This is a genomic window from Amycolatopsis heterodermiae (genome assembly GCF_034929455.1).
In the GTDB taxonomy this organism is placed as follows: Bacteria; Actinomycetota; Actinomycetes; order Mycobacteriales; family Pseudonocardiaceae; genus Amycolatopsis; species Amycolatopsis heterodermiae.
Map to the genome: position 1 here is coordinate 1 of NZ_JAYFSI010000005.1, position 23,256 is coordinate 23,256.

Consider the following 23,256-nt stretch of genomic DNA (forward strand, 5'->3'; position numbering starts at 1 on the left):
GGGGCGCGGGGGGGCCGCCCTCCCCACCCCGCCGCCCCCCCCCCCCCCCCACGCCCCCGCCATCGACCACGCACTGGAGCATCGCCCCCGCGTCCGGAGTGGACAGTGGGACGACGTGCTCGTTCGGCAACGCGGCCGCACTGTCCACCACGGTCACGTGTGACGACGACGGCGTCTTCACGCTCACCCTGAGCGCGAACGACGGCCTGCACCCGGACGTCGTCAAGACCACGACGCTCACGCTGGCCAACGTCGCACCGGTCGTCACGATCACCGCGCCGGCCGCCGGGGCGAACGTCACCCGCGGGACCCCGGTGACCTTCACGGCGCCGTTCACCGACGCCGGGAAGCACGACACGCACACCTGCACGATCGACTTCGGTGACGGCAGCCCCGCCGCCACCGGGACGGTCGCCCAGGGTGCGGGTTCGGGCACCTGCACCGCGTCGCACGCCTACACCGGCGTCGGCGCGCACACCGCCACGGTGAAGGTGACCGACGACGACGGCGGGATCGGGACGGCCACGGTCAAGGTCGTCACGTTCGTCAACGCGGAGGCGTGGGCGCTCAGCGCGTCCGGGCCGGTCACCGTCGCGAAGACGCCGCTGGCGGGCTGCCCGCCGAGCTCGGACAAGACCACGGCGTCGGTGAACGTGCTGGGTCTCGCGTCCGTGAACGCCCTGCACGCGCAGTGCGCGCTCGACGTGGACACGGGACGCACGAACGCCTCGGCGACGGTGTCCGGGGCCAGCCTGCTCGGCGGGCTGATCAGCGTCACGGACATCGAGACGAGCTGCGTCGCGAACGAGCAGGGCATGTCCGGCTCGTCCCGGGTCGGCAAGATCAACGGCCAGGTCATCGGCACGGCGCCGGTCACCATCGGGATCCCGGGCGTGGCGACGGTCTACGCCAACCAGACGGTCGCGGGCCCGAACGGCCAGCTCGCGCAGTACGCGGTCCGGGTGGTGACGCTGCTGGGCCAGGAGATCGTCCTGTCGGGCTGCCGCATGGGCTTCTGACCCGGCCCTGATCCGCGCACCCCGCCGGCCGCCCGCCGGCGGGGTGCGCGGTGACCCGTTCACCCGTTTGCCCCCGCGTTGTACGTTGTCCACCAGCCGTCAGCGCCGATGGGAACCCCGTCGGCCGCGTGGCTAGGAGGCACTGTGCTGGAAGCGCTGGGCATGACCCCCGAGGAAGAGCGGGTCTACCGCGTGATCGTCGGCGGCTACCGGACCGCGCCCGGCGAGATCGCGGGCCGGCTCGGCGTGAGCCGCGGCGAGGTGGACCCGATCCTGGAGGTCCTCCTGGCGAAGGGGCTCGTCAACCGGATCGACGAGCACTACGCGTCCGCGCCCCCGGACGTCTCGCTCGGCCCGCTGCTGGTGCACGGCCAGGAGAAGCTGGAGGCCGCCAGGGCCGCGGTGACCCAGCTCGCCGAGGAGTACCGCGGCAGCGCGCGGCGGCGGGACTCCGCGCAGCTGGTCGAGGTCGTCACCGGGGTGGACGCGATCCGGCGGCAGGCGCTGGCCATCCAGCGCGGCGCCCGCGAAGAGTCCCTGTGGTTCTGCCTGGAGGGCAACGTCGCGATGGCGGCGTCGGAGAACGTCGAGGAGGCGCTGGCGCAGGCCCGCGGCGTGCAGTACCGCGTGATCTACGAGACCGGCCTGCTCGAGGAACCCGGCCGGATCGTCAACGTCCTGGAGGGCATCGAGGGCGGCGAGATCGCCCGCTCGATCTCGAAACTGCCGGTGCGCCTGGCCATCTCCGACCGCCGGGTGGCGCTGTGCCCGCTGGTCAGCCACGACAGCACGGGCGAGCCCACCGCCGCGCTCGTCCGGGAGAGCAGCCTGCTGTCGGCGCTGGTCGCGTTGTTCGAGGTCTACTGGGAACGCGCGTCGCCGCTGCGGATCGGCGACACCGCGCCCGCGAGCCACCTCGACCCCGACGAGCGGCGGCTGCTGTCGCTGCTCATCGGCGGCGTCAGCGACAAGTCGATCGCGACCCAGCTCGACGTCAGCTACCGGACCGTCCAGCGGCGCCTGCAGGACCTGATGCGCCGGGTCAACGCCCGCACCCGGATGCAGCTGGCCTGGCAGGCCAGCAAGCTCGGCTGGCTGGACGAGCCGAGCCCCGGGCACCTCCTGCCGCGTGACGGCGAGAGGCGCCCGGAGCCCGTGCGTGACGCTAGTTGAGCCCGTACGCCCGGAGCACCGTCTGGTCGACGCTGTCACCCGCGCCGTCGGTGGCCTGCACCCGCAGCGCGACGTACTTGTTCGTGGCCCCGAGCGACGGGTGGTCGATCGTGGCCGTGTAGGACTTCCCGGTGCGCTTGACGTCGACCGCGCGCCAGGTCTTGCCGTCGTCGTAGGACGCCCAGGCCTTCACCGCCCGCACGTCCGGCGCGGCCATCCCGTCCTGGAACCGCGCGGTCAGGCCGATCGTGGCCCGGCGGCCGGCCGGGAGCCGGTTGCCCGCGTCGGCGTCCACCTCGTAGTCCAGCTGCAGCAACGGAAGCAGCGCCGGCGCCGCCGACCGGGCCGAGCGGAACGTCCACGACGTCTGCGTACCGGTACCGAACAGCCACTCCGGTGAGTCGCGCCGCACCGACAGGTCGAGCCGGTAGGTTGCCGGGTCCGCACCGGCCGGGAAGGTGCCGAACGCGTACGGCTGCTCCGACACGAGCTTGCCGTCACGGAACAGCTTCGCCGACGTGGTGGCCGGGGCGGCCTGGTCGTCACCCTCGTTGAACCCGTAGTGCCCGGTCTGGCTGTCGACGAACTCCGGGATCCGGATCCGGAGGTTGTCGCCTTCCCGGGCCGAGTCCATGCCGGGCACACCCCGCGGAATGGCCGGACGGACGACCGGCGCGAACCAGTCCTCGGTGAGGTTTTCCTTGCCCGTGTAGGTGCGCGGCGCCGAGGTCATGCCGCCATCCAGCGGCGACATCTCGTCCCAGACCAGGCCGTGCTTGACCCGGTGCTGCCACAGGACGTCCCCCGAACTCACGTACTCCTCCCGGGTCGAGGGCGTCGTCACGTACCGCTGGTACTCGTTGACGGCGAAGTCCTGCCACGGCTTCCACGCGAACCGCTGTTCCTTGGCCTCACCGCCACTGCCGGTCTGGCGGTAGTGCGTGGTGACGGTCGCGGTGTTCGCCGCGGTGACCCGGTGGACGGGCTTCTCCGGGATCCGGTCGCGCTCGGTCTGCACCACGTCGTAGAGGTACGGGCTGACCGCGATCCCCTGCAGGGTCAGGAAAGTCGGGAAGCGCTTGATCTTGGCGAGGAGCGCCACGCCGTCGTCCCGGTCGAGCTGGACGGTCGGGATCGTCAGGTACGGTGCCGCGCTGACCGACGGCACCGAGGCGGTGCCCCAGCCGTCCGGCACGGTGATGAAGACCATCGCCGCCCCGGCGTCCGCGGCGGCACGGGAGACCTCGTCGCGGTTGTAGTCCGCCGGGTCCGGGTCGACGATCGCGACCTTCCCCCGCACGTTCGCCTTCTTGAAGTCCGCCGGTTTGCCGGCACCCGCGGAGACGGCCTGCAGCAGCCGCCAGCCGTCCAGCTTGGGCGACCCGGCGAGGTAGCGGGTCGTGAGCGGATCACGGCCGCCCAGGACGTTCGCCGTCAACGGCGGCGCGATCCTCGACCAGCGGGAGCCGAACTCGAAGGCCCCGGTCGTCACCTTCGGGGTCGGGGTGACCCAGAGTTCGCGGGTGTAGTCGAACTGCATGGCGTAGTTCGCGATCTTGCGCGGGCCGAGCTCCCGGTAGGTGTAGTAGCTCCAGATCCCGGCCTGTTCCGACGGTTTCGGCGTCTCGATCTGCACCTTCACCGCCTTGCGGGCGTCCAGCACGACGGTCGTGTCGCCGGTGACCCGGATCTCCGGCTGGACGACCTGGTAGACCGCCAGACCGTTGTCGGTGCCGTTGACCTGCGCGGTCAGGTAGTACACGCCCGCGCCGACCTCGGCGGTCATGCTGCCCGCCATCGCGGTGTTCACGTCGAAGCGGTAGTCCTCGCCGTACATCAGCAGCCACGGCACGAGGGCCGGCTTGCCCTGCAGGTCGAGGGCGGTGATGGTGACCTTGCGCTTCGGCGCGGTCTTGTCCGCGCCGAGCGCGGTGTGCACGACCACCCCGTCCGCGGTCGCGGTGAGCCGCCCGCTGTAGGTGCCTGCCGCGAGTTTCGCCGGGTCGCCGGTGATCGTGACGCTCGCCTGGCCACCGGCCGGAACGTCCACAGTGGATTTGCCGAGCTTGATCCCGTCGGCGGCGGGGACACCGCCGAGGGATTTCGCGTCGAGGGCGAGCTTCAGCGAGACCGGCGTGGTTCCGGCGTTGGTGTAGGTGACCACTTTGGACACCAGTGCCTTGCCGTCCTCGACCGCGCCGAGGTTGAGCGTGCCGGTGGCGAACACCTTCTGCTTCACCGCGCGGGCCACGTCGACCCGGCCGCCACCCTGCTCGAACACCGAAAGCCCGGTGGCGGTCAGGGACGTGCTGGCCAGCGCGTCCTTGAGCCGGGCGCCCGGCCAGTCGGGGTGCTGCTGGGCGAGGATCGCCACCGCGCCCGCGACGTGCGGCGTCGCCATCGACGTGCCGGAAGCGGCGGTGTAGTGGTCGTCGACGGGGTCGCCCATGGCGGTCCCCGCGGCGCGCGCGGCGACGATGCCGACGCCGGGCGCGGTGATGTCGGGCTTGACGGCGTTGTCGCCCAGGCGCGGGCCGCGGCTGGAGAACGGCGCCAGGCTCTCGTCCCGGCCGACGGCGCCGACGGTCAGCGCGGCTTCGGCGGTGCCCGGCGAGCCGATCGTGTAGGCGCCCAGTTCGCCGTCGTTGCCGCCGGCCACCACGAAGAGCGTGCCGGTCTGCGCGCTGAGCGCTTCGAGACCGAGGCTGAGCTCGTCGGTGCCGTCGGTCGGACCGCCGCCGAGGCTCATGTTGACCGCCTTGGCGCCGGAGTGCGCCGCCCACTCCATCCCGGCGAGGACCCAGGACTCGTAGCCGAAGCCGTCGTCGTCGAGCACCTTGCCGACGAGCAGTTTCGCGCCGGGCGCGACACCCTTGAGCCGCCCGCCCGAGGCGGCGCCGGAGCCCGCGATCGTCGAGGCGACGTGCGTGCCGTGGCCGAAGTGGTCGGTGGTGTCGGGGCTGGTCGTGAAGTTGACCGCCTCGCTCACGCGGCCGGCCAGGTCGGGGTGGGTGGGGTCGTAGCCGGTGTCGAGCACGGCGACCGTGGTGCCGGTGCCGTCGTAGCCCGCGGCCCACGCCTCGGGGGCGCCGATCTGCGGGACGCTCCGGTCGAGGGAGGCGCGGACCTTGCGGTCCAGGGAGATCCGCTCGATCGCGCTGCTCGCCGACGACGTCCAGAACGCCGTGGCGTTGGCCTTGCTGGCCCGCGCGGAACGGCCGTTGACGCTGGTCAGGGTCGCGCCCAGCTCGGCCGCCTTCGGGGCCGCCTCGGCGGCGCGGAGGTCGGCGCCCTTGCGGTAGGTGAGGATCAGCGGGAGGGTCTTCGACTGCTCGTCGGCGTACCCCTCGGCGATCAGCTCGGTGACGTCGAACAGGGTCCGGTCGACCTGCTTCGAGCCCAGCCGCGGGGCGACGTCCTCGGGGAAGACGCTCAGGTGGCCGTCGACCTCCTGCTGGTGGAACCGGATGTTCTCCCGGCCGGGCGCGGGCTGGACGGTGGCGGCCTGCTTGCCGCCGGGCTGCCGTTCGACCTGGACGACGTCCCCGGTGAGCAGGGTGACCGAATGACGTTCGACAGCCGCGGACGAGGGTGCCGCTTGCGGGCCGGGGGCCGCGTCCGCGACTCCGGCCGTGCCCGCGGCCAGGGTGCCGGCGCAGGCCAGGACCAGAACACGTGATCTCCAGTGCATCGCACCAGGCTCGCGCCGGTGCCGTGATCCGTCACTAGGGCGGGGGCGTCCGAAACACGACACGTCGCATCTTCGTCAGCGGCCGGCCTTTGTGGACTCGGGCCCGAGTGCTCAGGAGCGTCGCAGTCCGGCCAGCAGGAGGTCGAGGTAACGGCGGCCGGTGGCGCCGCGCTCGGCGGCGCCGAGCCCGGGCTGGACGTTCACGGCGTAGGCGAGCCCGCACATGAGGGACATCAGGTCCCGCTCGGACACCCCGGGGTCGATCAAGCCCGCCGCGTGCGCGCGGTCCAGCAACCGGCCGAACCGGCCGGTGAGCCGCTGCTTGAGTTCGGTGGTGCTCGTGAGCGCGTCGGCCGGGGCGGCGAACACCGGCGGCAGGGACGCGTCGGTCAGCTGCGCCTCGATCCCCGCGGCCAGGAACCCGCGCAACGCCGGCCACGCGTCGGGATCGGCCAGCGCCCGCTCGGCGTGCTCCGCCAGCGCCTCCAACGCGGGCGCGGCGACCGTTTCCAGCAGCGCCTCCGGCGTGGGGAAGTGCCGGTAGACCGTGGCGACCCCGATCGACGCCGCCCGGGCCACGTCGTTGAGCTGCAGCGGCCGGCCCTCCTCGACGTAGCGGCGGCCGGTCTCGACGATGCGCTCCCAGTTGCGAGCGGCGTCCTTGCGCAGCGGGGTGGTGGTCACGCCTGCAGTATAAACGGATGAGTCATCCACTTGTGCTACGGTGAAACGGATAGCTCATCCGGATCGGGCCGAAAGGACCCTCATGCCCACCACCACGCGCGACAGCATCGACGTAGCCGGCACGACCCGCACCTTCACCACCGTCGAGCCCGCGGGAGACGCCGCGTCCCGCGCGCTCGTCCTCGTTTTCCACGGATCGGGCCAGACCGGCGACAAGCACCGGGCGTTCACCGGCGGGGCCTTCGACCGGCTCGCCGCCGACGGCACCGCGGTCGTCGTCTACCCGGACGGCTACCGGGGGAACTGGAACGACGCCCGCCGGGAAAGCCGGTTTCCCGCCCGGCTCGAGGAAATGGACGACCTCGCGTTCACCCGGGCGATGATCACCAAACTCGCCGCCGGCAACCGGATCGACCCACGGCGGGTGTTCGCGATCGGCTATTCCAACGGCGGCCAGTTCGTCATGCGGCTCGCCCACGAGGCACCGGGGCTCCTCGCCGGCGGGGCCGTGATCGGCGCGACCATGCCCGCACCGGAGAACTTCTTCGCCACGGACACGCCGCCGGCCCCGCTGCCGATGCTGTTCATCCACGGGACGAAGGACCCGATCGTCTCCTACGACGGCGGCACGATGAGCTGGTGGAAGCGGCAGCTGTTCAAGGTCGGCGGCACGAGCTGGTCCGCACCCCGGACCGCCCGCCACTTCGCCGAGCGCAACGGCATCACCGCCGCCCCGGTCACCACGCGCCACCAGCCGGGCGGCACGGTCGAGCGCTCGGAGTACCACGAGGACGGCAAACCACCGGTGACGCTGTACACCATCCTCGGCGGCGGCCACACCGTTCCCGGCCCGGCCCGCAACCTCCGGATCCTCGGCAAGACCAGCCACGAGGTCGACACCGCCGACCTCGCCGGCTCGTTCTTCGGCCTTCGCCGGCCCCGGCCGGGTTCAGTCGGCGCGAACCAGAAAACCCTGTAGGGACAACGAAGAGCAGTTCATCCACATCCGGGCCCCGACGCACGCCGAGTTCAGTGCGACCCTGGTCGCGTACGCCGCGCTGATCAAGGCGGCGCCTGCACGAGGTCATCGCCACGGCAACGCAGAAAGCGGAGTTCCCGGGAGGTCTCAACGCGTTGCCGAACTGAGCGGAGCGCCACCACGACGGCCACCACACCTCGCGCTCGAGCTGTGCCGCGAGATGCATAACACCGAGGCAGAAGCCGACATCCTCCACGGCCTGGGCCATCCGCTCGCCGCGCCCGGTGAGGTCGAACAGACCAGGGCGGTGTGGGAAGAAACGCCGCGGCTGTACCGAAAGCAGGACACAGCACCGGCGCTGTCTGGGCGCGGCGGCTGCTCGGCGAGCAACGGGATCAGGCCGAGACCAGCGACTTGCGCAGCATGCTCTCGCCCGCGGCCACCACCGCTTCCGCCGACTTTCGCGGCGTCCAGCCCAGCACCGACCGGGCCTTCTCGTGCGAGATCTCCTTGACGAAGCCCAGTTCGGCCGCGATGGTCCGGAACTCCGGCGAGAACACGGCGCCCGCCCGCACGACGAAGTTCGGAATCGTGCGGGTCGGCACCTTCTTCGCGCTCGCGCCGAGGTTCTCCTTCAGCAGCGCGCCGATCTCCTTCATCGCCATCGACGGGCTGCTGGCGAGCAGGAACCGCTGGCCCGCGGCGCCGTCGGCGGTCATCGCCAGGACGTGCGCGCTCGCCACGTCGCGGACGTCGACGATCGGGACGTACATGTCCGGGTAGCCGGGGATCTTCCCGTCGAGGAGGCGCTGCACGATGTGGTTCGCGCCGGACACCTCCCGGCCCATCACGGGGCCCATCACGGCGACGGGCAGGACCGTCGTCAGCTCCAGGGCTCCGCCCTCCTCACGGACGAAGTCCCACGCGGCGCGCTCGGCGAGGATCTTGCTCTTGCCGTAGGCGTCCACGCCGGGCCCGTCGAGCACGGACCAGTCGTCCTCGGTGAACGCGCGGCCGAGGTGCGGGTGGCCGAACCCGACGGCGTGGAACGCCGAGGTGAGCACCACGCGCCCGACCCCGCCGTCGCGGGCGGCGCGCAGGACGCGGAGGGTGCCGTTGCGCGCGGGGACGATGACGTCGTCGTCGTTGGCGACCTTGCCGGGCTGGACCGGCGACGCCACGTGGAGGACGAAGTCGCAGCCGTCGGCCGCCTCGGCCCAGCCGCGGTCGGCGGTGAGGTCGGCGGCCACGAAGCTCAGCGCGTCGCCGTGCACCATGCCGGCGTCGGTGAGCACCGCGCGGACGGCCTGCTCCTTCCGCAGCGAGCGCACCGTGGTGCGAACCCGGTACCCCTGCTCCAGGAGCCGGAGGATGCAGTGCCCGGCGATGAAGCCCGAGCCGCCGGTCACGAGAACGCGCTGCGTGGTCATGGGTGCTTTCCCCTCGAAGTGTGCCGTGCGCCGAGACGCATCTTGATCTCGATCCCGACGATCCGCCGGGTGGAGCGGTGGTGCCAGAGCTCCCGTCAGCCGGGGGGATGACAGGACCCCCCACATCGGGTGACCTCGGCTTATCGTGGGCTCATGGCCGAAGACCGCAACCAGCTGGGCGCGTTCCTGCGGGCGCGCCGCGAACTCGTCACCCCCGAAGAGGCGGGGGTTCCCGTGGTGGGGCTGCGGCGGGTGCCCGGCCTGCGGCGCGAGGAGGTCGCGATGCTGGCCGGGATCAGCGCCGACTACTACCTGCGGCTGGAACGCGGCCGCGACCGCAGCCCGTCCGCGCAGGTCCTGGGCTCCCTCGCCCGGGTGCTCCGCCTGGACGACGACGCGACGGCCTACCTGCTCGGCCTCGCCGGGAACGCGCCTCGCCGGCCGCGACGGCGGCGCCGGGAAACCGTGCCGCCCAGCACGGCCGCGTTCCTGGCGATGCTGCCGGTGCCTGCCTTCATCGAAGGGCGCTACCTGGACGTCCTGGCCGCCAATCCCCTGGCCACCGCCCTGTCCCCCTGCCTGGTCCCCGGGGCCAACCGGCTCCGGGACGTCCTGCTCGACCCCGGCGAGCAGGCGCTGTTCGCCGGCTGGGAGCGCGCGGCCGAGGTGCTGGTCGCGCACCTGCGCGAGGCGGCGGGCACCGACACCGACGACGCCCGGTTCGTCGAGCTCGTCGGCGAGCTTGCGCTGAGCAGCCCGCTCTTCCGCCGCCTGTGGGCCCGCCACGACGTCCGCGCACGCGGAGCCGCCGCGATCACCTTCCACCACCCCCAGGTCGGCGAGATCACCCTGAACCGCGAGAAGCTCCTGGTCAGCGGGACCGAAGGGATCATGCTGGTCGCCTACCACGCCACCCCGGGGACCGAGGCGGACAAGCTGGCGCTGCTGGCCACGACGGTCCCGGACACCGTCCGGCGGTGATCTTCGCTACCCCTTGCGGCCGGCTCGCGGTGCCGCGCGGAGCAGCTCGGCCGCGCGCAGGCGGTGCCCCCGTTGGCGATCCCGGTTGGTCTGCCAGATCTCGACCATGCGCTCCAGCGTCACCAGATCCGAGTCGAGCACCAGCTCGCCGCTCTCGTAGGCCCGCTGCCGCCGGGCCTGGTAGCGGATCAGCGGGTCGGGATCGGTCAGCGCTTCCTGCAGCGTCACCGGCGGACGCGTCGTCACGGCAGGACTCTGCGCCTTGGTCCGGGCGGGCGGGGCAAGGGCATCAGCGAAAGTCGACACGCACGGCATCTTCGCCGCCCGGTCCGGACACGATCGAGAAACCCGGGCAAGTCCCCCGCCGTCCTGGTCCCGGCAGTCCTACGAAAACCGGACGGCTGGCTGTGGCCCCGCCGTCCTCGCAGGCTGGAGCCATGACCGACCCCGGAACCGTCCTCATCACCGGCCCGACCCGCAACCTGGGCCGCCACGCCGTGCTGGCCATGGCCGCCCGTCCGGAGGGGCGGCGACCCGACCTGCTGCTCCTCGGCCGGGCCGGCCACGACCTGACCGCCGTCGCCGGCGACGCCCGCGCCCTCGGCGCCCGCGTCCAGGAGCTCGGCTGCGATCTGTCCAGCTTGGCCGACGTCCGCGCCGCCGCGGCCGCCGCACGCAAGCTGGTCGCCGACGGGGCCGTCCGTCCGCTGCGCGCGCTCGTCGCCAACGCCGGCACCATGTCGGCCGACACCCGGCAGGCCTCGGCCGACGGCTACGAACTGACCTTCGCCGTCAACCACCTCGCCCACGCCCGGCTCATCGGCGACCTGCTCGGCTCGTTCACCGCCCCGGCGCGGGTCGTGCTGGTCGGCTCGAACACCTACCACGCCAACGTCTGGCGCAAGCTGCTCCACGTGCCCGAGGCCGAGTGGGCCGACCCCGTCGAGCTGGCCCGCCCGGCCACCGGCCCGCAGGCACCCGGCATGACCGCTTCCGGTGTCGCCTACTCCAACGCCAAGCTGGCGATCCTCTACTACGCCCACGAGTTGCAGCGCCGGGCCGGCCCGGGCGTCGGCGTGTCGGTGTTCGAGCCGGGCTGGATGCCCGGCACCGCGCTGGGCCGCGGCGCCCCCGCGGCGTTGCAGGCGATGAGCCGCGCCCTGGGCCGCATCCCGGGCGTCTCCACACCGCAGCGCTCGGGCCCGCTACTGGCGGAGCTGGCCCTCGACGACCGCTGGGCCCACCTCCGCGACGGCGCGTTCGTGGTGAAGACCAAGCAGACCGAGGTCCAGCCAATCGCGAACGACCGCGACCGAGAGCGGCGCCTGTGGGACGCGACGGCCGAGCTGCTGGAACGCGCGGGCACAGAGGCATGAGCGGAGCGGTCTGCTTGGATGCCAAGGGTGACCGTGTACGACCTCGCCCGGCGCCTGCCCGCGATCCCGGACTTGCGCGCGCTGTGCCGTGCGCTGGCCGCGTTGGACGTCCTGCTGAGCCCGGACAGCGACGATCGGTACCACCTCTACGACACCGCCTGGGCGCCCGGTGAGGAGCTGGCGTCCATGCGGGACGGCGCGGGCAACGAATACTCCGTCGTGTTCACGGCCGCGGGAGCGTACATCCGCGGTTTCGACCACGAGTCGCCGATGAGTCCCTACGCCACCAACGACGAGGAACCGTGGCCCGGCGTTCTCGACGACGTGCCCGACGTGTTCCGGAAGTGCGTGGCGGAACCGGCGTTCTCCGACGAGTACGGCACGCCGTACGTCACGGTGTGCCTGTGGCGTGAGCACAGCGACACCGCCTGGCGGCACGGAACCATCGCTTTCCCCGGCAAGGGCGACGACGGGGCCGACTGGCTGTTCGCCCTGCTGACCGAACGCACACCCGAGGCATTCCGGGAGTGGGCGCAGGACTACTACGAAACGCCGGTCGACCTCGACGCGGTGCGGCACCTCTACGCCGGGCAACCGCTGACCGCCGACGTCGTGACCGCGCTCAACCCCGCCACCACCCTGGCGGCCGTCGCGGACGGCGTCGCCGCAACCGGTTACCCGACCCGCTGACCGGCCCGGCGTTTCGCGTTGGCTTCCTCGTGGATTCGGGTCACGCGCGGGCCGACACGCTAGGCGGCGGCCACCTCGAGCGGTTCCTCACGGGCCGGCTGCCCGCCGGGGTCGGCGCGGACCACCAGGGTCCGGGCCACCAGGTCGCCGATCCGCTGACGTCGCTTGGTCGCCACGATGCTCACCACCGCGACCAGTCCCAGCAGCAACCCGTCGACCGTGAGCAGCACCCAGCGGATCAGGTAGGCGCGGCCCTTCGGCCGGCCGCCGCGCAGGGTCTCGATGCGCAGGCCCATCACCAGCATTCCCGGGGTGACGCCGCCGCGGCGCAACGGGACCCAGATCTGGATCAGGACGTCGCCGGCGTACGCGACCACGAGGAACGTGATCGCGGGTGCCCAGAGGATCGCCTTCGGTGGCACCCAACCCCACTGCAGCAACGGAATGACGACGAGGCCGGCCGCGAGCGCGCAGAGGAATCCCGCCCCGACGGCGAGCGCCCAGTCGAGCGCGGCCTGGACGACCCGGCGCCCCGCCATCCCCAGCCGATCCGTCAGCATTTGGTGAGTTTTCCACACCGGTCAAGGGAGTCCATTCAGCTGACCAGTCCCTGCCGCCACGCCCAGACGGCGATCTCCGTGCGGTTCCGCAGCTCCAGCTTGCGCTGCACGCTCGCCAGGTGGGTCTTCACGGTCGACAGGGAGACGCGGAGGTCGTCGCCGATCTCGGCGTTGGTGCGGCCACGGGCGACCGCGAGGACCACATCGGACTCGCGGTCGGTCAGCACCGTGGCGACGGGCTGCGCCCGCCGTCGGGCCCGCTCGGTGAACCGGGCGAGCAGGCGCACGGTCACCGACGGCGAAACCATCGCCTCGCCGTTCGCGGCCGCGCGCACCGCGTCCACCAGCTGCCGCGGGCCGGCGCCCTTCAGCAGGAACCCGCAGGCGCCGCCGACCAAAGCGGCGTAGACGTTCTCGTCGGCGTCGTAGGTCGTCACCACCACGACCCGCAGCGGGTCCGCGACCGACGGCCCGGCCAGCAGCTCCGTCGCGCGCAGACCGTCCACTTTGGGCATCCGGATGTCCATCAGCGTGACGTCCGGCCGCAACCGCCGCGCCAGCCGCACCGCGGCCTCCCCGTCCGCGGCCTCGGCGATGACCTCGATGTCCGGCGCGGCGTCCAGGACGAGCCGGAAGCCGGTGCGCACGAGCACCTGGTCGTCGGCGACGAGCACCCGGATGGTCATCAGATGCCCCGCGGCAACGTGCTGAAGGGGGCGTCTTCGGTACCGAGCGGAAGGCGCGCGGTGACCCGCCAGGACGAGCCTCGCTCGCGAGCCGCGGTCAGGCTGCCGCCGAGCATGGCGATCCGTTCCGTCATCCCGATGATCCCGAACCCGCCCGGCGACGAGAGGGGGGTCGCCGGGACGCCGTCGTTGCGCACTTCGAGCACGAGGTCGTCGGCTTCGGTGCGCGCGGACACCGAGACCTCCGTCGCCGACGGCGCGTGCCTGCGGACGTTGGTCAGCGCCTCGGTCACGACGCGGTTGACGGTGGCGGCCAGCTGCGGGGGAACCGGCAGCTGATCCAGTTCTTCGGCGATTTCGACGCGGGCCGCGGAACCGGTGGCCGCACGCACGGCATCGCCGAAAACGGCCCCCGAAAGCGGCGGCACGTCCTCGGTGTCCCGCAGCATGCCGACGAGGCTGCGGGCGGCGTCCAGCGCCGCCCCGCCCGCCTCCTCGATCTCCCGGTAGACGGCGGCGTGGTTGCCCTCGTCGGCGCCCGCCTCGGTGATCGCGCGGGCGGCCTGCACCCGGACGACGATCCCGCTGACGTGGTGGGACACCAGGTCGTGCAGTTCCCGGGCCAGCTGCAGGCGTTCCTGGGCGCGGACCCGGTCCAGCGCGTCCCGCTGCCGCTTGTCGGCCGCCCGCAGGATGAGGCCGACGCCGACGCAGGCCCCCCAGTACGCCGCGGCGGCCACCGCGAGCAGCGTCCCCGGCGCCCCGACGTCGTACCGGAGCAGCGGCGCGGCGATCATCACCACGCCCAGTGCCGGGGCGAGCGCGGCCGCCTGCCGCGGCGGCAGCCGCCGGCCGGCCGACGCGGTGAGCAGTCCGGCGGCCACGACCTCGGCGATCGGCGGCTGCGCCCGGACGGTTCCGGCGACCGCCACGACCGTGGTGACCACCGACAACGCGGCGACGACGCTCCCCAGCACACCGATGTGACGGGGGAAGCGCCGCCGCAGCACGGCCAGCACCGGGATCGCCGTACCGCTCGAGACGAGGATCCCGGTCAGCGGCGCGGCCCAGCCGCCGTTCGCACCCGGCACCCGCAGCGCCAGCACGAAATCGGCGACGACCGCCGCGCCCAGCGCGGCGAGCTCGGCACCGAGCATGCCCCGCCGGGCCCGGGTTCCCGCTCTGCGCATGACCGTCATGATCCGCCGGTCGAGGTCAGGCCGCGCGCCGGACCCCGGCGACGTACCGGTTGGACGGCGGCAGGTAGCTGAACACCGTCGCCACGACGGCCACACCACAGCTGAGGTAGCCCGCCCAGGACGGCGCCGTCGTCAGCAGCGAAGCCGCCTGCAGCAGGGTGAACACGGTGAGCGTCACCCGGGCCCAGTTGCGGCCCGCCTTGAGCTTGAAGGACAGCCACAGGTAGACGATCGCGATGACCAGGGCGATGGCGACCGGGACGGCCTGCGCCACCAGGGTGAGCCGGTCGAGCCGGTCCTGGGCCGCCCCGGGATCGGACTTGCGCAGCGTCGCCTCGATCTCCGCGCGCGAAGTCAGGACGAGCAGCCCACTGGCGACGGCGGAGACCGTGGAAGCCAGGAAGCCGAAGAACGCGGCGATGATCGTGCTGGGCGGGTTCTCCCGCACCGTCTCGGTAGTCATACCGGGAAATTAAGGCGCCGCGCGCCCGGGCACCGGCTGAAAGACGGCCTTCTCGTACTTTCGGCCGAGGCGCCCTTGCCCCGGTTCAGTCCGTGACCAATGTGGACAGATAGCGCTCGCCGCTGTCCGGGAACACCGTGACGACGGTCTTGCCCGCGTGCTCGGGGCGGGTGGCCAGGGCGCGGCAGGCGTGGGCCGCCGCGCCGGAGGAGATGCCGACCAGCAGGCCCGCGGTGCGGGCGAGGAGCCGGGCCGCGGCGCGGGCTTCGTCGTCGGAGACGGTGAGGACCTCGTCCACGCACTTCACGTCGGTGGTGGACGTCAGGAAGCCGCCGTTGAGGCCCGGGATGTCGTGGAGGCCGCCGAAACCCCTGCTCAGCAACGGGGACCGGTCGGGTTCGACCGCCACCACCCGGACGGCGGGGTTCCGTTCCCTGAGGTAGTGGGCGGTGCCGGTGAGCGTGCCGCCGGTGCCGTAGCCGCACACCCACAGGTCGACCTTCCCGTCCAGGTCGGCCCAGATCTCCGGGCCGGTGGTCGTGTAGTGGGCCCGCACGTTGTCGGGGTTCTCGTGCTGGCACACGTACCACGAACCGGGCCGCTCGCGGTGGATCTTCGCGGCCAGCGCGACGGCGGCCGCGTAGCCGTCCTGGTACGGGGACAGCACGACCTCCGCGCCGAACGACCGCAGCAGCTGGATCCGCTCGGCGCTCACGTCGTCCGGCAGCACGATGACGCACGCGTAGCCGCGTGCCGCGCAGAGGGCGGCCAGCGCGATCCCCGTGTTGCCGGAGGACGCCTCCACGACGGTGCCGGTGCCGCGGCGCAGCTCACCGCGCTGTTCGGCGCCCTCGATCATGAACAGCGCGGTGCGGTCCTTCACGCTCGCCAGCGGGTTGGCCGATTCGAGCTTGGCGTACACCGTCGCCACGGCCTCCGGGCCGAAGTCCAGCCGCAGGAGCGGGGTGCCGCCGATCAGGTCGGCGAACGAGCCGGCCGGGGTTCGGGTTGTCACAACTGCCTCCGTGTCACCAGGTGGGAAAATGGACAACGATCTTCGTGGCGCGGCGAGGTGCCGCGGCGGGCGCCAGGACCCGGGCCCCGTCGGGCACGTCGTGGACGACCAGGGCCTGCGCGCCGATGACGCTGTCGTGGCCGACGGTGATCGGGCCCAGCACGGTCGCGTTCGCGCCGAGCACCACGCGGTCGCCGATCCGCGGGTGCCGCCGCGCACCCGCGGGCCGTGCGCGGTCGTGCCACCAGCCGGTCGAGCCGAGCGTGACCTGGTGGAAGAGCGTCACGTCGTCGCCGATCACCGCGGTCTCCCCGATCACGACCCCGGCGCCGTGGTCGATGAAGAAGCCGCGGCCGATCCGCGCGCCGGGGTGGATCTCGACGCCCCCGGACAGGACCCGGGCGGCGTTCGACACCGCCCGGGCCGTCCGGCGCAGGCCACACCGGTACAGCCGGTGCGCCACCCGGTAGGTCCAGATCGCGGGCAGCGCGGGGTGGAGCAGCGCTTCGGTGCGCGAGGCGATCGACGGGTCGCGCTCGCGGATCACGCGCAGGTCGTCGGCCGCCGCCCGCCACCAGCGCGCCGCCCTCACCGGGGCTCCCCGGGGACGCGGATCCGGCCCTCCGCGTACGCCACCCCCGCGAGCAGCACCAGGCCGCCGGCGAGCATGGTCCACGTGATCGCTTCGCCGAACAGGACCGTGCTGATCACGGCGGCGAACACCGGCTCGAGGTAGTTGCACGCCGACGCGGTGGTCGCCCCCACCTCCCCGATGAGCCGGAACAACTGCACGTACCCCAGTCCGGTGCAGAGCAGCCCGAGGCACACCACGCCGATCGCGACCCTGCCGGTGAGGCTCGGCGCCGCCCCGCCCAGGACCAGGGCCACGGGCGCCTGGAGCACCGCGGCCACGCACAGCTGCCCGGCGATCAGGGCCACCGGTGCGAGTCCCAGGGGCCACAGGTACCGGCGGACGTAGGAGAAGTACGCCGCGTAGCACAGGGCCGCGCCGAGGCACGCGAGCTGTCCGGCGACGGAGCCGAAGACCGTGTCCCACGGGTTGATCACCACCGTGAGCCCGAGGAAGCCGATCACCAGCCCGATCGCCTTGCGCCGGGTGGCGGGTTCGACGCGCGCGAGCGTGACCAGCGCCAGGGTGAGCAGCGGCGTGCTGCCCACCAGGACCCCCGCGAGCCCGGCGTCGGTGGTGCGTTCGCCGTAGGACAACAGCATGAACGGCAGTACGTTGCCCAGCGCCGCGGCCACCACCAGGTGCCCCCACACCCGGCCGGAGCGCGGCAGCGCGGTGCGGCGCAGCCCGGCGAGCGCCAGCAGGACCACCGCACCGAGCAGCAGCCTGCCGAACACGAGCTGAGCGGGGCTCAGGCCTTCCAGCGCCAGCTTGACCATGGGGAAGCTCAGTCCCCCCAGCGCGGCCACCAGCAGGAACCGCGTTCCGGACACCCGGTCCACGGGTTCAGAGCTCGAAACCGGCCGGGAACGGGTCCGCCGGATCGCGGAAGAACTGCGCCGTCCCGGTCAGCCAGGCCCGGCCGGTGATCCGGGGCAGGACCGCGCGGTACTTGCCGATCGTCCGTTCGGCGACCAGGCGGCCGAGGAAATGCGTGCCCAGGAACGACTCGTTGCGGAACTCCTGCCCGAGCGCCAGTTCCCCGCGGGCGTGCAGCTGGGCCATCCGGGCTCCCGTCCCGGTCCCGCACGGGGACCGGTCGAGGAAGCCGGGGCTGATGACCATGGCGTGGCGGGACGCGCCCGGCGCGGCGAGGTAGACGTGGTCGCAGCCCGCGATACCGGGATCTTCGGGGTGCACCGGCGCGCCCGTGGCGTTGATTTCGTCCATGATGGACACTCCCGCGTCGATGATCCGTTGCCGCGCACCACGTTCGAACGGGATACCGAGGTCGGCAAGATCCGCGATGGCGAAGAAGTTGCCGCCGTACACGATGTCGCAGCGCACGGCGCCGAGCCCGGCGACCTTCACCTCCCGCCCGGCTTCCAGCACGAACGACGGCACGCTGTCGATCGTCACCGAGCGGGCGACACCCCCGGTGACGGCGACCTCGGCGGCCACGAGGCCGGCCGGGGTGTCCAGCCGCACCGTCGTCACCGGCTCGGTCACCTCGACCATGCCGGTCTCGACGAGCACGGTGGCGACCCCGATCGAGCCGTGGCCGCACAGGGGCAGGCAGCCGGACCGTTCGAGGTAGAGCACGCCGGCGTCGGCGTCCGGCACCGTCGGCGGCTGCAGGATCGCCGCGACCATCGCGGCGTGGCCGCGGGGTTCGCGCACCAGCAGGTTCCGCAGGTCGCCGAGGTGCTCGGTGACGTACCGGCGGCGCTCGGCCATGGTCGCGCCGGGGAGCGTCCCGACGCCGCCGACCACCACCCGCGTGGGCATGCCCTCGGTGTGGGACTCGACGGTGTGCACGATCTTGCCGGTTCGCATGGTCTTCCTCCGGGTGCCGGTTCAGACGCTGGTGGTGCCGCCGTCGAGGTGGAGCGCGGTGCCGGTGGCATAGGTGGTCGGGGCGACGAGGTACAGGACCGCCGCCGCGACCTCGTCGGCGGTCCCCAGCCGTCTCAAGGGGACTCGCGCGAGGGTCTCCTCGTACGCCGCGCGGGGATCACCGCCGGCCGCGAACTCCGCGGCGAGCATCGGGGTGTCCACCGGACCCGGGCAGACCGCGTTCACGCGGACGTCCGGCGCGAGCTCGGCCGCCAAGGCCCGGGTGAGGCCCAGGACACCGGCTTTCGAGGCGCAGTAGGCGGTGTAGCCGGCCATGCCGATCACCGACAGCTCGGACCCGATCGTGACGATGTCCCCGGGGACGCCCGCCCGCCGCATGCGCAGGGCGGCTTCGCGCGCGACGTAGAACGTTCCGGACAGGTTGACGTCGAGCGTGTGCCGCCACGAGCCGGGCGTGAGTTCGGCCAGGGTCGCCGGGTCGCAGACGCCCGCCGACGTGACGACGAGGTCCGGCACGCCCCAGGTCGCCTCGACCCGATCGACGGCGGCGGCCACCTGTGCGTCGTCGGAGACGTCGGCCGGCAGGCACAACGACTCGCCTGGCAGGGTCGCCGCGGTCTCGTCCAGTGCGGCCGGGCTGCGGGCCACCAACGCGACACGGGCGCCCGCCGCCGACAACGCCCGGGCGACGGCCGCGCCGATGCCGGAGGACGCGCCCGTCACCACGGCGGTGCGGTTCGCGAGTGGGGTCGGCATCACGCCTCGAGCGGGGTGAAGTCACGCGCCGCCAGCCATTCCGGCCGGGTGCTGCGCGCGAGGTCGATCTTGTTGCGGACGCCGTTGTAGGTGATCAGCACCAGGCCGCGGTCGGACGGCGAGATGTTCGGCACGGACGCGTGCGGGATGTTGGCGTCGAACCAGAGCACCGAACCACGCGGGCCCTTCGGGGCGGCCAGGCCGTTGCGGTCGATCAGCTTCCGCATGGTGCCGATGTCGATCGAGTACTTGAGGCTCGCGGTCAGCGTGTTCGCCCACCCCTCCCCCTCGACCTCGGCGTCGATCTCGCCGCTGCCGTGCCCACCGGGCACGAAGGTCAGCGGCCCGTTGAACTCGGTCACCTCGTCGAGGAAGATCGCGGCGGTCAGCGCACGCGGCTCGGGCATGCCGTCCTCGTGGTGCCAGAACGTGTAGTCCTGGTGCCATTCCCAGACTTCGCCCTTGAAGGCGCGCTTGGCGTTGATCTTGAACTGGTGGACGTACACCTGGTCCCCCAACAGCTGTTCGGCGACCGGGAGCAGGCGGGGTGACCGGACGAGCCGGCCGAACGCTTCGGTGTGCAGGTGACAGCCGTGGACGCCGCGGGGGACGTCGGTGTCCGCCTCGACCGTGACGCGCTCGCCGCCCGTGGCGAACTCCTGCGCGGCCTCGTCCTTCAGCTGCCGGATCTCTACTTCGTCGAAGACCCGTTCCTGGACGAGGAATCCCTGCGTCCGGTATTCGTCGAGCTGAGCGGGAGAAAGCATCGGTTCATTCCTTTCCGGTGGGGGCGTCGCCCGTGAGCAGGCGAAGAAGGTTGCCGCCCATGACTTTTCCGATGAAGGACGGCGAGAGTCCACTGTGGAGCATCTTCTCGGTGATCAGCGGCAGGCCGGCGGGACCGGCCAGGCCCGGCACCAGCCGTTCGCCGTCGGTGCCCTCGATCACGAGCGGGCGTTCCCAGGCCGGGATCGTCTCCGCGAACAGGTCCGCGACGAAGTCCGAGCCGATGCCGACGTGGTCTTCGCCCGTGACGTGGGCAATGTGGACAAGATGGTCGACGACGTCGTCGACCGTGGCGTCACCCTCGGCCAGGTAGCCGGCGTAGAGGTTCAGGCAGATCACCCCGCCGGTGGCGGCGATCGCCTGGAGCTGCTCGTCGGTCAGGTTGCGGTGGTGCGGGCGCAACGCGAACGCCGCCGAGTGGCTCGCGATGACCGGCCGGTCCGTGAGCTCCAGGACGTGCGCGACGCCCGCGGGGTTGAGGTGGGAGACATCGACGAGCACGCCGAGCTCGTCGAGCACCGCGATCGCGGCCACCCCGGCCCGGGTCAGCCTGCTGCCGGTGTCCTGTTCGGACGATCCGTCCGCCAGCGCGGTGCGGCCGAAGTGGGTCAGCGACACCATTTGCACACCGAGCCTGCTCATGGTCCGCAGGAGGGCGACGTCCTCGTCGATCTGCGCGCAGCCCTCCAGCGCGAGCACGAGCGCGATGCGGCCGGCGGCGAGCGCCGCGTCGATGTCGGAGCCCGATCGGCACAACGCGACGACATCGGCGTTCTCCTCGGCGATCCGGTGCGCGGCCTCGATCATCCGGAGCGTGCGCCGCAGCACGCCTTCCGGCCGGAAGCCGTGGTCGATCATGATCGGCAGCACCTGGACGTTCACCCCGCCCGCGGCCAGCTGCGGGTACCAGTGCTCTCGGAAGTAGGCCGCCCAGCGGTCCGGGACACGCAGGGCGACCAGGGCCAGCAGGTCGTTGTGCGCGTCGCCCACCACCAGCTGCTCGTGCAGTTCGTTCACCGGATTCCTCCAAGCCTCAAGGTGCGACGAGGGAACTCACCAGCCGGCCGGTCACCGGGCCGAGCGTCATGCCCAAGGTGCCGTGGCCGGTGGCCGCGACGACGTTCTCGCCGATCCGGCCGACGCACGGGATCCCCGACGGCGTCATCGGGCGGGCACCCCGCCACGGGGCCGCGGCGGTGTCGCGCGCCGGCAGCGCCGGCACCGCGGACCGGACGGCCGCGTCGAGCCGCCGGACGGCGTCGGCCGCCGGCTCGTCGTGCGCGGTGCCGCCGAACTCCATCCCGGTGGTCAGCCGCACCGAGTGTTCCCGGGAGCCGATCACGACGTGGTCTTCCTCCAGCATCACCGAATGCCGCAGCAGCGGGCCTTCGGTGGGGTAGGTGAGGCTCAGCCCGTAGCCGGGCCGCACCGGGAGCCGGGCCCCGAACCACCGTCCGACCCGCGCACTCGCGGCGCCGGCCGCGACGACGAACCAGCGTGCCGAGACCGTGCCGAGGTCGGTGCTCACCGCGTCGACCCGGCCGTTCCTCCGCCGGGCGCCGACCACGGTCTCGGCCCGGAACCTCGCGCCGTGCGCGCGGGCCGCGTCGGCGATGGCCAGCGTCGTCCGCGCGGGATCGAGGCTGCGGTCGTCCGGAAAGGCGACTGCACCCGCGAAGGCTTGGTGCAGGCCGGGTTCGGCGTCGCGCAGGGCCCGCGGTCCCAGCACTTCGTACTCGGCACCGAGGTCGCGCAGGGTGCGCAACACCCGGTACTGCCGCCGGAGTGCGGACGTGCTGCGGTAGACGCGCAGCGAACCGGCCGACCGCAGGTGCAGCTCGATCCCGTCCGTCTCGGCCAGTTCGCGGTAGAGGCGCAGGCTTTTCGCGGCCAGGAGGTACAGCAGCCGGGTGGTGCGCGACGTCCGCCCGGGACGCGCCTCGGCCATCAGGTGCGCGAACCACGGCACCAGGTCCAGCGGCAGTGGCCGGCGGAGGCTGACGGCGCCGTCCCGCCGCGCCAGCGCACCGAGCCACGCACCGACCGTGTCCGGGTTCGCGAACGGCACGGATTGGCTGGGCACCAGCATTCCCGCGTTGCCCGCGGAGGCACCCGCCCCGGGAGCCGGGTCGAGCACGACGACGTCCACACCCTTTTTCGCGAGGGAGAAGGCAATGCAGCTGCCGATGATTCCCCCGCCCACGACGGCCACTTCCGCATGCGTCGCACCCACGGCTCCCCCTCCGGTCGTTCCCCGCCGCGACTGTAAGCGCCAGGGAGTGGTTACCCGCAAGACCCCTTGCTACCTGTTTCACAGCGGATGAACCGCCGACCCGGCCGGCTGAGTCCACAGTGGTCACTCTCTCTTGGAGAGTCGTGACCCTTGCGGGTAACTACGCCCTTCGCCGTACCTTGGGGCGACACCGAGGAGAGCTGATGACCAGTGTTTGCGAGACGGGGCGGCACCGGACCCACGACGTCTACGAAGCCCAGTGCCCGTGCCGGGCCATGCTGGACCTCCTGGCGAACAAGTGGTCCGCGCTGGCCATCGGCGCGCTCGAAGACGGGCCCCTGCGCTTCGGTGAGCTGCGGCGGCGGCTGCAGGGCGTGAGCCCCAAGGTGCTCACGCAAACCCTGCGCCGGCTGGAAGAACACGGGATCCTGGACCGCGTGGTCTATCCGGCCGTCCCGTTGCACGTCGAGTACTCGCTGAGCGAGCTGGGGATGAGCGCCGCCGTTCCCCTCGCCGCGGTTCGCGACTGGGTGGAGCAGAACATCGACAAGACGTCCGGCCCGCCGAAGCCGTGATCACCGAGGACATCGCCGTCATCGGTCCGAGGCGCGCAGCATCTCGTCCATGTTCTCGTCGACCCAGTTCCGCAGGTCTCGCAACAGTCCCGAGGCACCGCGTCCGATCTCGGTCAGCGAGTATTCGACCCGGAGGGGGATGTCCGGGTAGACGACCCGGTTCACGAGCCCGAACTCCTCGAGTCTGCGCAGGGTGTGGGTGAGCACTTTCGGGCTCACGCCCCGCAGCCGACGCTGCAGCGCGCCGAACCGGAGAGGACCGTCCTCCAGCTCCCCGATCGCCAGCGCCGACCACTTGTTCGTGAACAAGCTGACCAGGGTGCGCTGACGCGCCTCCCCTTCCGCCGTGCCGACGGACGTCGCGCAGGTGCTGTTCATGAAATCCTCCCCGGTTTCGTGGACAACCGCGACAATAAGAAACTTCTCGCGGCCGGGCGTCCTCCGAAGTGGGTATCCGGCCCTACCCCCCTGG

The 23,256-nt window shown here is 72.4% G+C and carries 24 protein-coding genes; 7 read left to right on the forward strand and 17 right to left on the reverse strand.

Going from position 1 to position 23,256, the window contains the following annotated elements:
- Positions 1-98 precede the first annotated feature (98 nt).
- Both VA596_RS22225 and VA596_RS22230 read left to right on the forward strand, forming a co-directional pair.
- Positions 99-1,019 (forward strand): PKD domain-containing protein, encoded by a 921-nt coding sequence (locus VA596_RS22225; RefSeq protein WP_323329754.1) that lies wholly within the window; start codon positions 99-101, stop codon positions 1,017-1,019.
- A 144-nt stretch (positions 1,020-1,163) separates the two neighbouring features.
- A complete protein-coding gene (locus VA596_RS22230; RefSeq protein WP_323329755.1) occupies positions 1,164-2,192 on the forward strand; it encodes a helix-turn-helix domain-containing protein in 1,029 nt (342 codons plus the stop codon).
- Here VA596_RS22230 and VA596_RS22235 read toward each other — a convergent pair.
- The gene (locus tag VA596_RS22235; protein WP_323329756.1) at positions 2,185-5,883 is read right to left on the reverse strand and encodes a S8 family serine peptidase; all 3,699 of its coding nucleotides are present in this window, start codon (positions 5,881-5,883) and stop codon (positions 2,185-2,187) included. The two genes, VA596_RS22230 and VA596_RS22235, sit on opposite strands and share 8 nt — an antisense overlap.
- A gap of 111 nt (positions 5,884-5,994) precedes the next feature.
- Positions 5,995-6,567, reverse strand: a complete 573-nt coding sequence (locus VA596_RS22240; protein ID WP_323329757.1) for a TetR/AcrR family transcriptional regulator — start codon at positions 6,565-6,567, stop codon at positions 5,995-5,997.
- 82 nt (positions 6,568-6,649) lie between these two features.
- On the opposite strand from VA596_RS22240, the gene VA596_RS22245 reads away from it, so the two are divergent.
- Positions 6,650-7,546 (forward strand): CE1 family esterase, encoded by an 897-nt coding sequence (locus tag VA596_RS22245; RefSeq protein ID WP_323329758.1) that lies wholly within the window; start codon positions 6,650-6,652, stop codon positions 7,544-7,546.
- Positions 7,547-7,941: 395 nt separating this feature from the next.
- On the opposite strand, the gene VA596_RS22250 is transcribed toward VA596_RS22245, so the two are convergent.
- On the reverse strand, positions 7,942-8,976 hold the full coding sequence (locus VA596_RS22250) for an SDR family oxidoreductase (protein WP_323329759.1): 1,035 nt from the start codon (positions 8,974-8,976) through the stop codon (positions 7,942-7,944).
- A gap of 153 nt (positions 8,977-9,129) precedes the next feature.
- Here VA596_RS22250 and VA596_RS22255 point away from each other — a divergent pair, with 153 nt between their 5' ends.
- On the forward strand, positions 9,130-9,957 hold the full coding sequence (locus VA596_RS22255) for a helix-turn-helix domain-containing protein (RefSeq protein ID WP_323329760.1): 828 nt from the start codon (positions 9,130-9,132) through the stop codon (positions 9,955-9,957).
- 6 nt (positions 9,958-9,963) lie between these two features.
- Here VA596_RS22255 and VA596_RS22260 read toward each other — a convergent pair whose 3' ends face one another.
- Positions 9,964-10,203 (reverse strand): hypothetical protein, encoded by a 240-nt coding sequence (locus tag VA596_RS22260; protein WP_323329761.1) that lies wholly within the window; start codon positions 10,201-10,203, stop codon positions 9,964-9,966.
- Positions 10,204-10,394: 191 nt separating this feature from the next.
- On the opposite strand from VA596_RS22260, the gene VA596_RS22265 reads away from it, so the two are divergent.
- A complete protein-coding gene (locus VA596_RS22265; protein WP_323329762.1) occupies positions 10,395-11,333 on the forward strand; it encodes an SDR family NAD(P)-dependent oxidoreductase in 939 nt (312 codons plus the stop codon).
- 27 nt (positions 11,334-11,360) lie between these two features.
- Positions 11,361-12,023 carry a hypothetical protein gene (locus VA596_RS22270; RefSeq protein WP_323329763.1) on the forward strand — a complete coding sequence of 221 codons (663 nt, stop codon included), beginning with the start codon at positions 11,361-11,363 and terminating at the stop codon, positions 12,021-12,023.
- Between the two features lie 59 nt (positions 12,024-12,082).
- Here VA596_RS22270 and VA596_RS22275 read toward each other — a convergent pair whose 3' ends face one another.
- The 12 genes from VA596_RS22275 to VA596_RS22330 form a co-directional block, all read right to left on the reverse strand.
- Positions 12,083-12,583, reverse strand: a complete 501-nt coding sequence (locus tag VA596_RS22275; RefSeq protein ID WP_323329764.1) for an RDD family protein — start codon at positions 12,581-12,583, stop codon at positions 12,083-12,085.
- 35 nt (positions 12,584-12,618) lie between these two features.
- Positions 12,619-13,269, reverse strand: coding sequence for a response regulator transcription factor (locus tag VA596_RS22280; protein WP_323329765.1), 651 nt, complete (start codon positions 13,267-13,269; stop codon positions 12,619-12,621).
- Positions 13,269-14,459, reverse strand: a complete 1,191-nt coding sequence (locus VA596_RS22285; protein WP_323329766.1) for a sensor histidine kinase — start codon at positions 14,457-14,459, stop codon at positions 13,269-13,271. Before VA596_RS22285 ends, VA596_RS22280 begins: the two co-directional genes overlap by 1 nt.
- 25 nt (positions 14,460-14,484) lie before the next feature.
- Positions 14,485-14,931: a hypothetical protein gene (locus VA596_RS22290; protein ID WP_323329767.1), complete on the reverse strand. Its 447-nt coding sequence runs from the start codon at positions 14,929-14,931 to the stop codon at positions 14,485-14,487.
- A gap of 85 nt (positions 14,932-15,016) precedes the next feature.
- Complete coding sequence (locus tag VA596_RS22295) at positions 15,017-15,946, reverse strand: PLP-dependent cysteine synthase family protein (RefSeq protein ID WP_323329768.1); 930 nt, start codon at positions 15,944-15,946, stop codon at positions 15,017-15,019.
- Positions 15,947-15,959: 13 nt separating this feature from the next.
- Complete coding sequence (gene epsC / locus VA596_RS22300; protein ID WP_323329769.1) at positions 15,960-16,538, reverse strand: serine O-acetyltransferase EpsC; 579 nt, start codon at positions 16,536-16,538, stop codon at positions 15,960-15,962.
- The gene (locus VA596_RS22305; protein WP_323329770.1) at positions 16,535-17,410 is read right to left on the reverse strand and encodes a DMT family transporter; all 876 of its coding nucleotides are present in this window, start codon (positions 17,408-17,410) and stop codon (positions 16,535-16,537) included. The genes epsC and VA596_RS22305 overlap by 4 nt, the downstream gene beginning before the upstream one ends.
- A 13-nt stretch (positions 17,411-17,423) precedes the next feature.
- Positions 17,424-18,413, reverse strand: coding sequence for a proline racemase family protein (locus VA596_RS22310; protein ID WP_323329771.1), 990 nt, complete (start codon positions 18,411-18,413; stop codon positions 17,424-17,426).
- A gap of 21 nt (positions 18,414-18,434) precedes the next feature.
- The gene (locus VA596_RS22315) at positions 18,435-19,190 is read right to left on the reverse strand and encodes an SDR family NAD(P)-dependent oxidoreductase (RefSeq protein ID WP_323329772.1); all 756 of its coding nucleotides are present in this window, start codon (positions 19,188-19,190) and stop codon (positions 18,435-18,437) included.
- Positions 19,190-19,957: a phytanoyl-CoA dioxygenase family protein gene (locus VA596_RS22320; RefSeq protein WP_323329773.1), complete on the reverse strand. Its 768-nt coding sequence runs from the start codon at positions 19,955-19,957 to the stop codon at positions 19,190-19,192. The genes VA596_RS22315 and VA596_RS22320 overlap by 1 nt, the downstream gene beginning before the upstream one ends.
- Before the next feature lie 4 nt (positions 19,958-19,961).
- The gene (locus tag VA596_RS22325; RefSeq protein ID WP_323329774.1) at positions 19,962-20,993 is read right to left on the reverse strand and encodes a dipeptidase; all 1,032 of its coding nucleotides are present in this window, start codon (positions 20,991-20,993) and stop codon (positions 19,962-19,964) included.
- Between the two features lie 16 nt (positions 20,994-21,009).
- Complete coding sequence (locus VA596_RS22330) at positions 21,010-22,209, reverse strand: NAD(P)/FAD-dependent oxidoreductase (RefSeq protein ID WP_323329775.1); 1,200 nt, start codon at positions 22,207-22,209, stop codon at positions 21,010-21,012.
- Positions 22,210-22,412: 203 nt separating this feature from the next.
- Between VA596_RS22330 and VA596_RS22335 the strand changes: the two genes are divergently transcribed.
- Positions 22,413-22,784 carry a winged helix-turn-helix transcriptional regulator gene (locus VA596_RS22335; protein ID WP_323329776.1) on the forward strand — a complete coding sequence of 124 codons (372 nt, stop codon included), beginning with the start codon at positions 22,413-22,415 and terminating at the stop codon, positions 22,782-22,784.
- An 18-nt stretch (positions 22,785-22,802) separates the two neighbouring features.
- Here VA596_RS22335 and VA596_RS22340 read toward each other — a convergent pair whose 3' ends face one another.
- The gene (locus VA596_RS22340; RefSeq protein ID WP_323329777.1) at positions 22,803-23,162 is read right to left on the reverse strand and encodes a winged helix-turn-helix transcriptional regulator; all 360 of its coding nucleotides are present in this window, start codon (positions 23,160-23,162) and stop codon (positions 22,803-22,805) included.
- Positions 23,163-23,256: the final 94 nt, after the last annotated feature.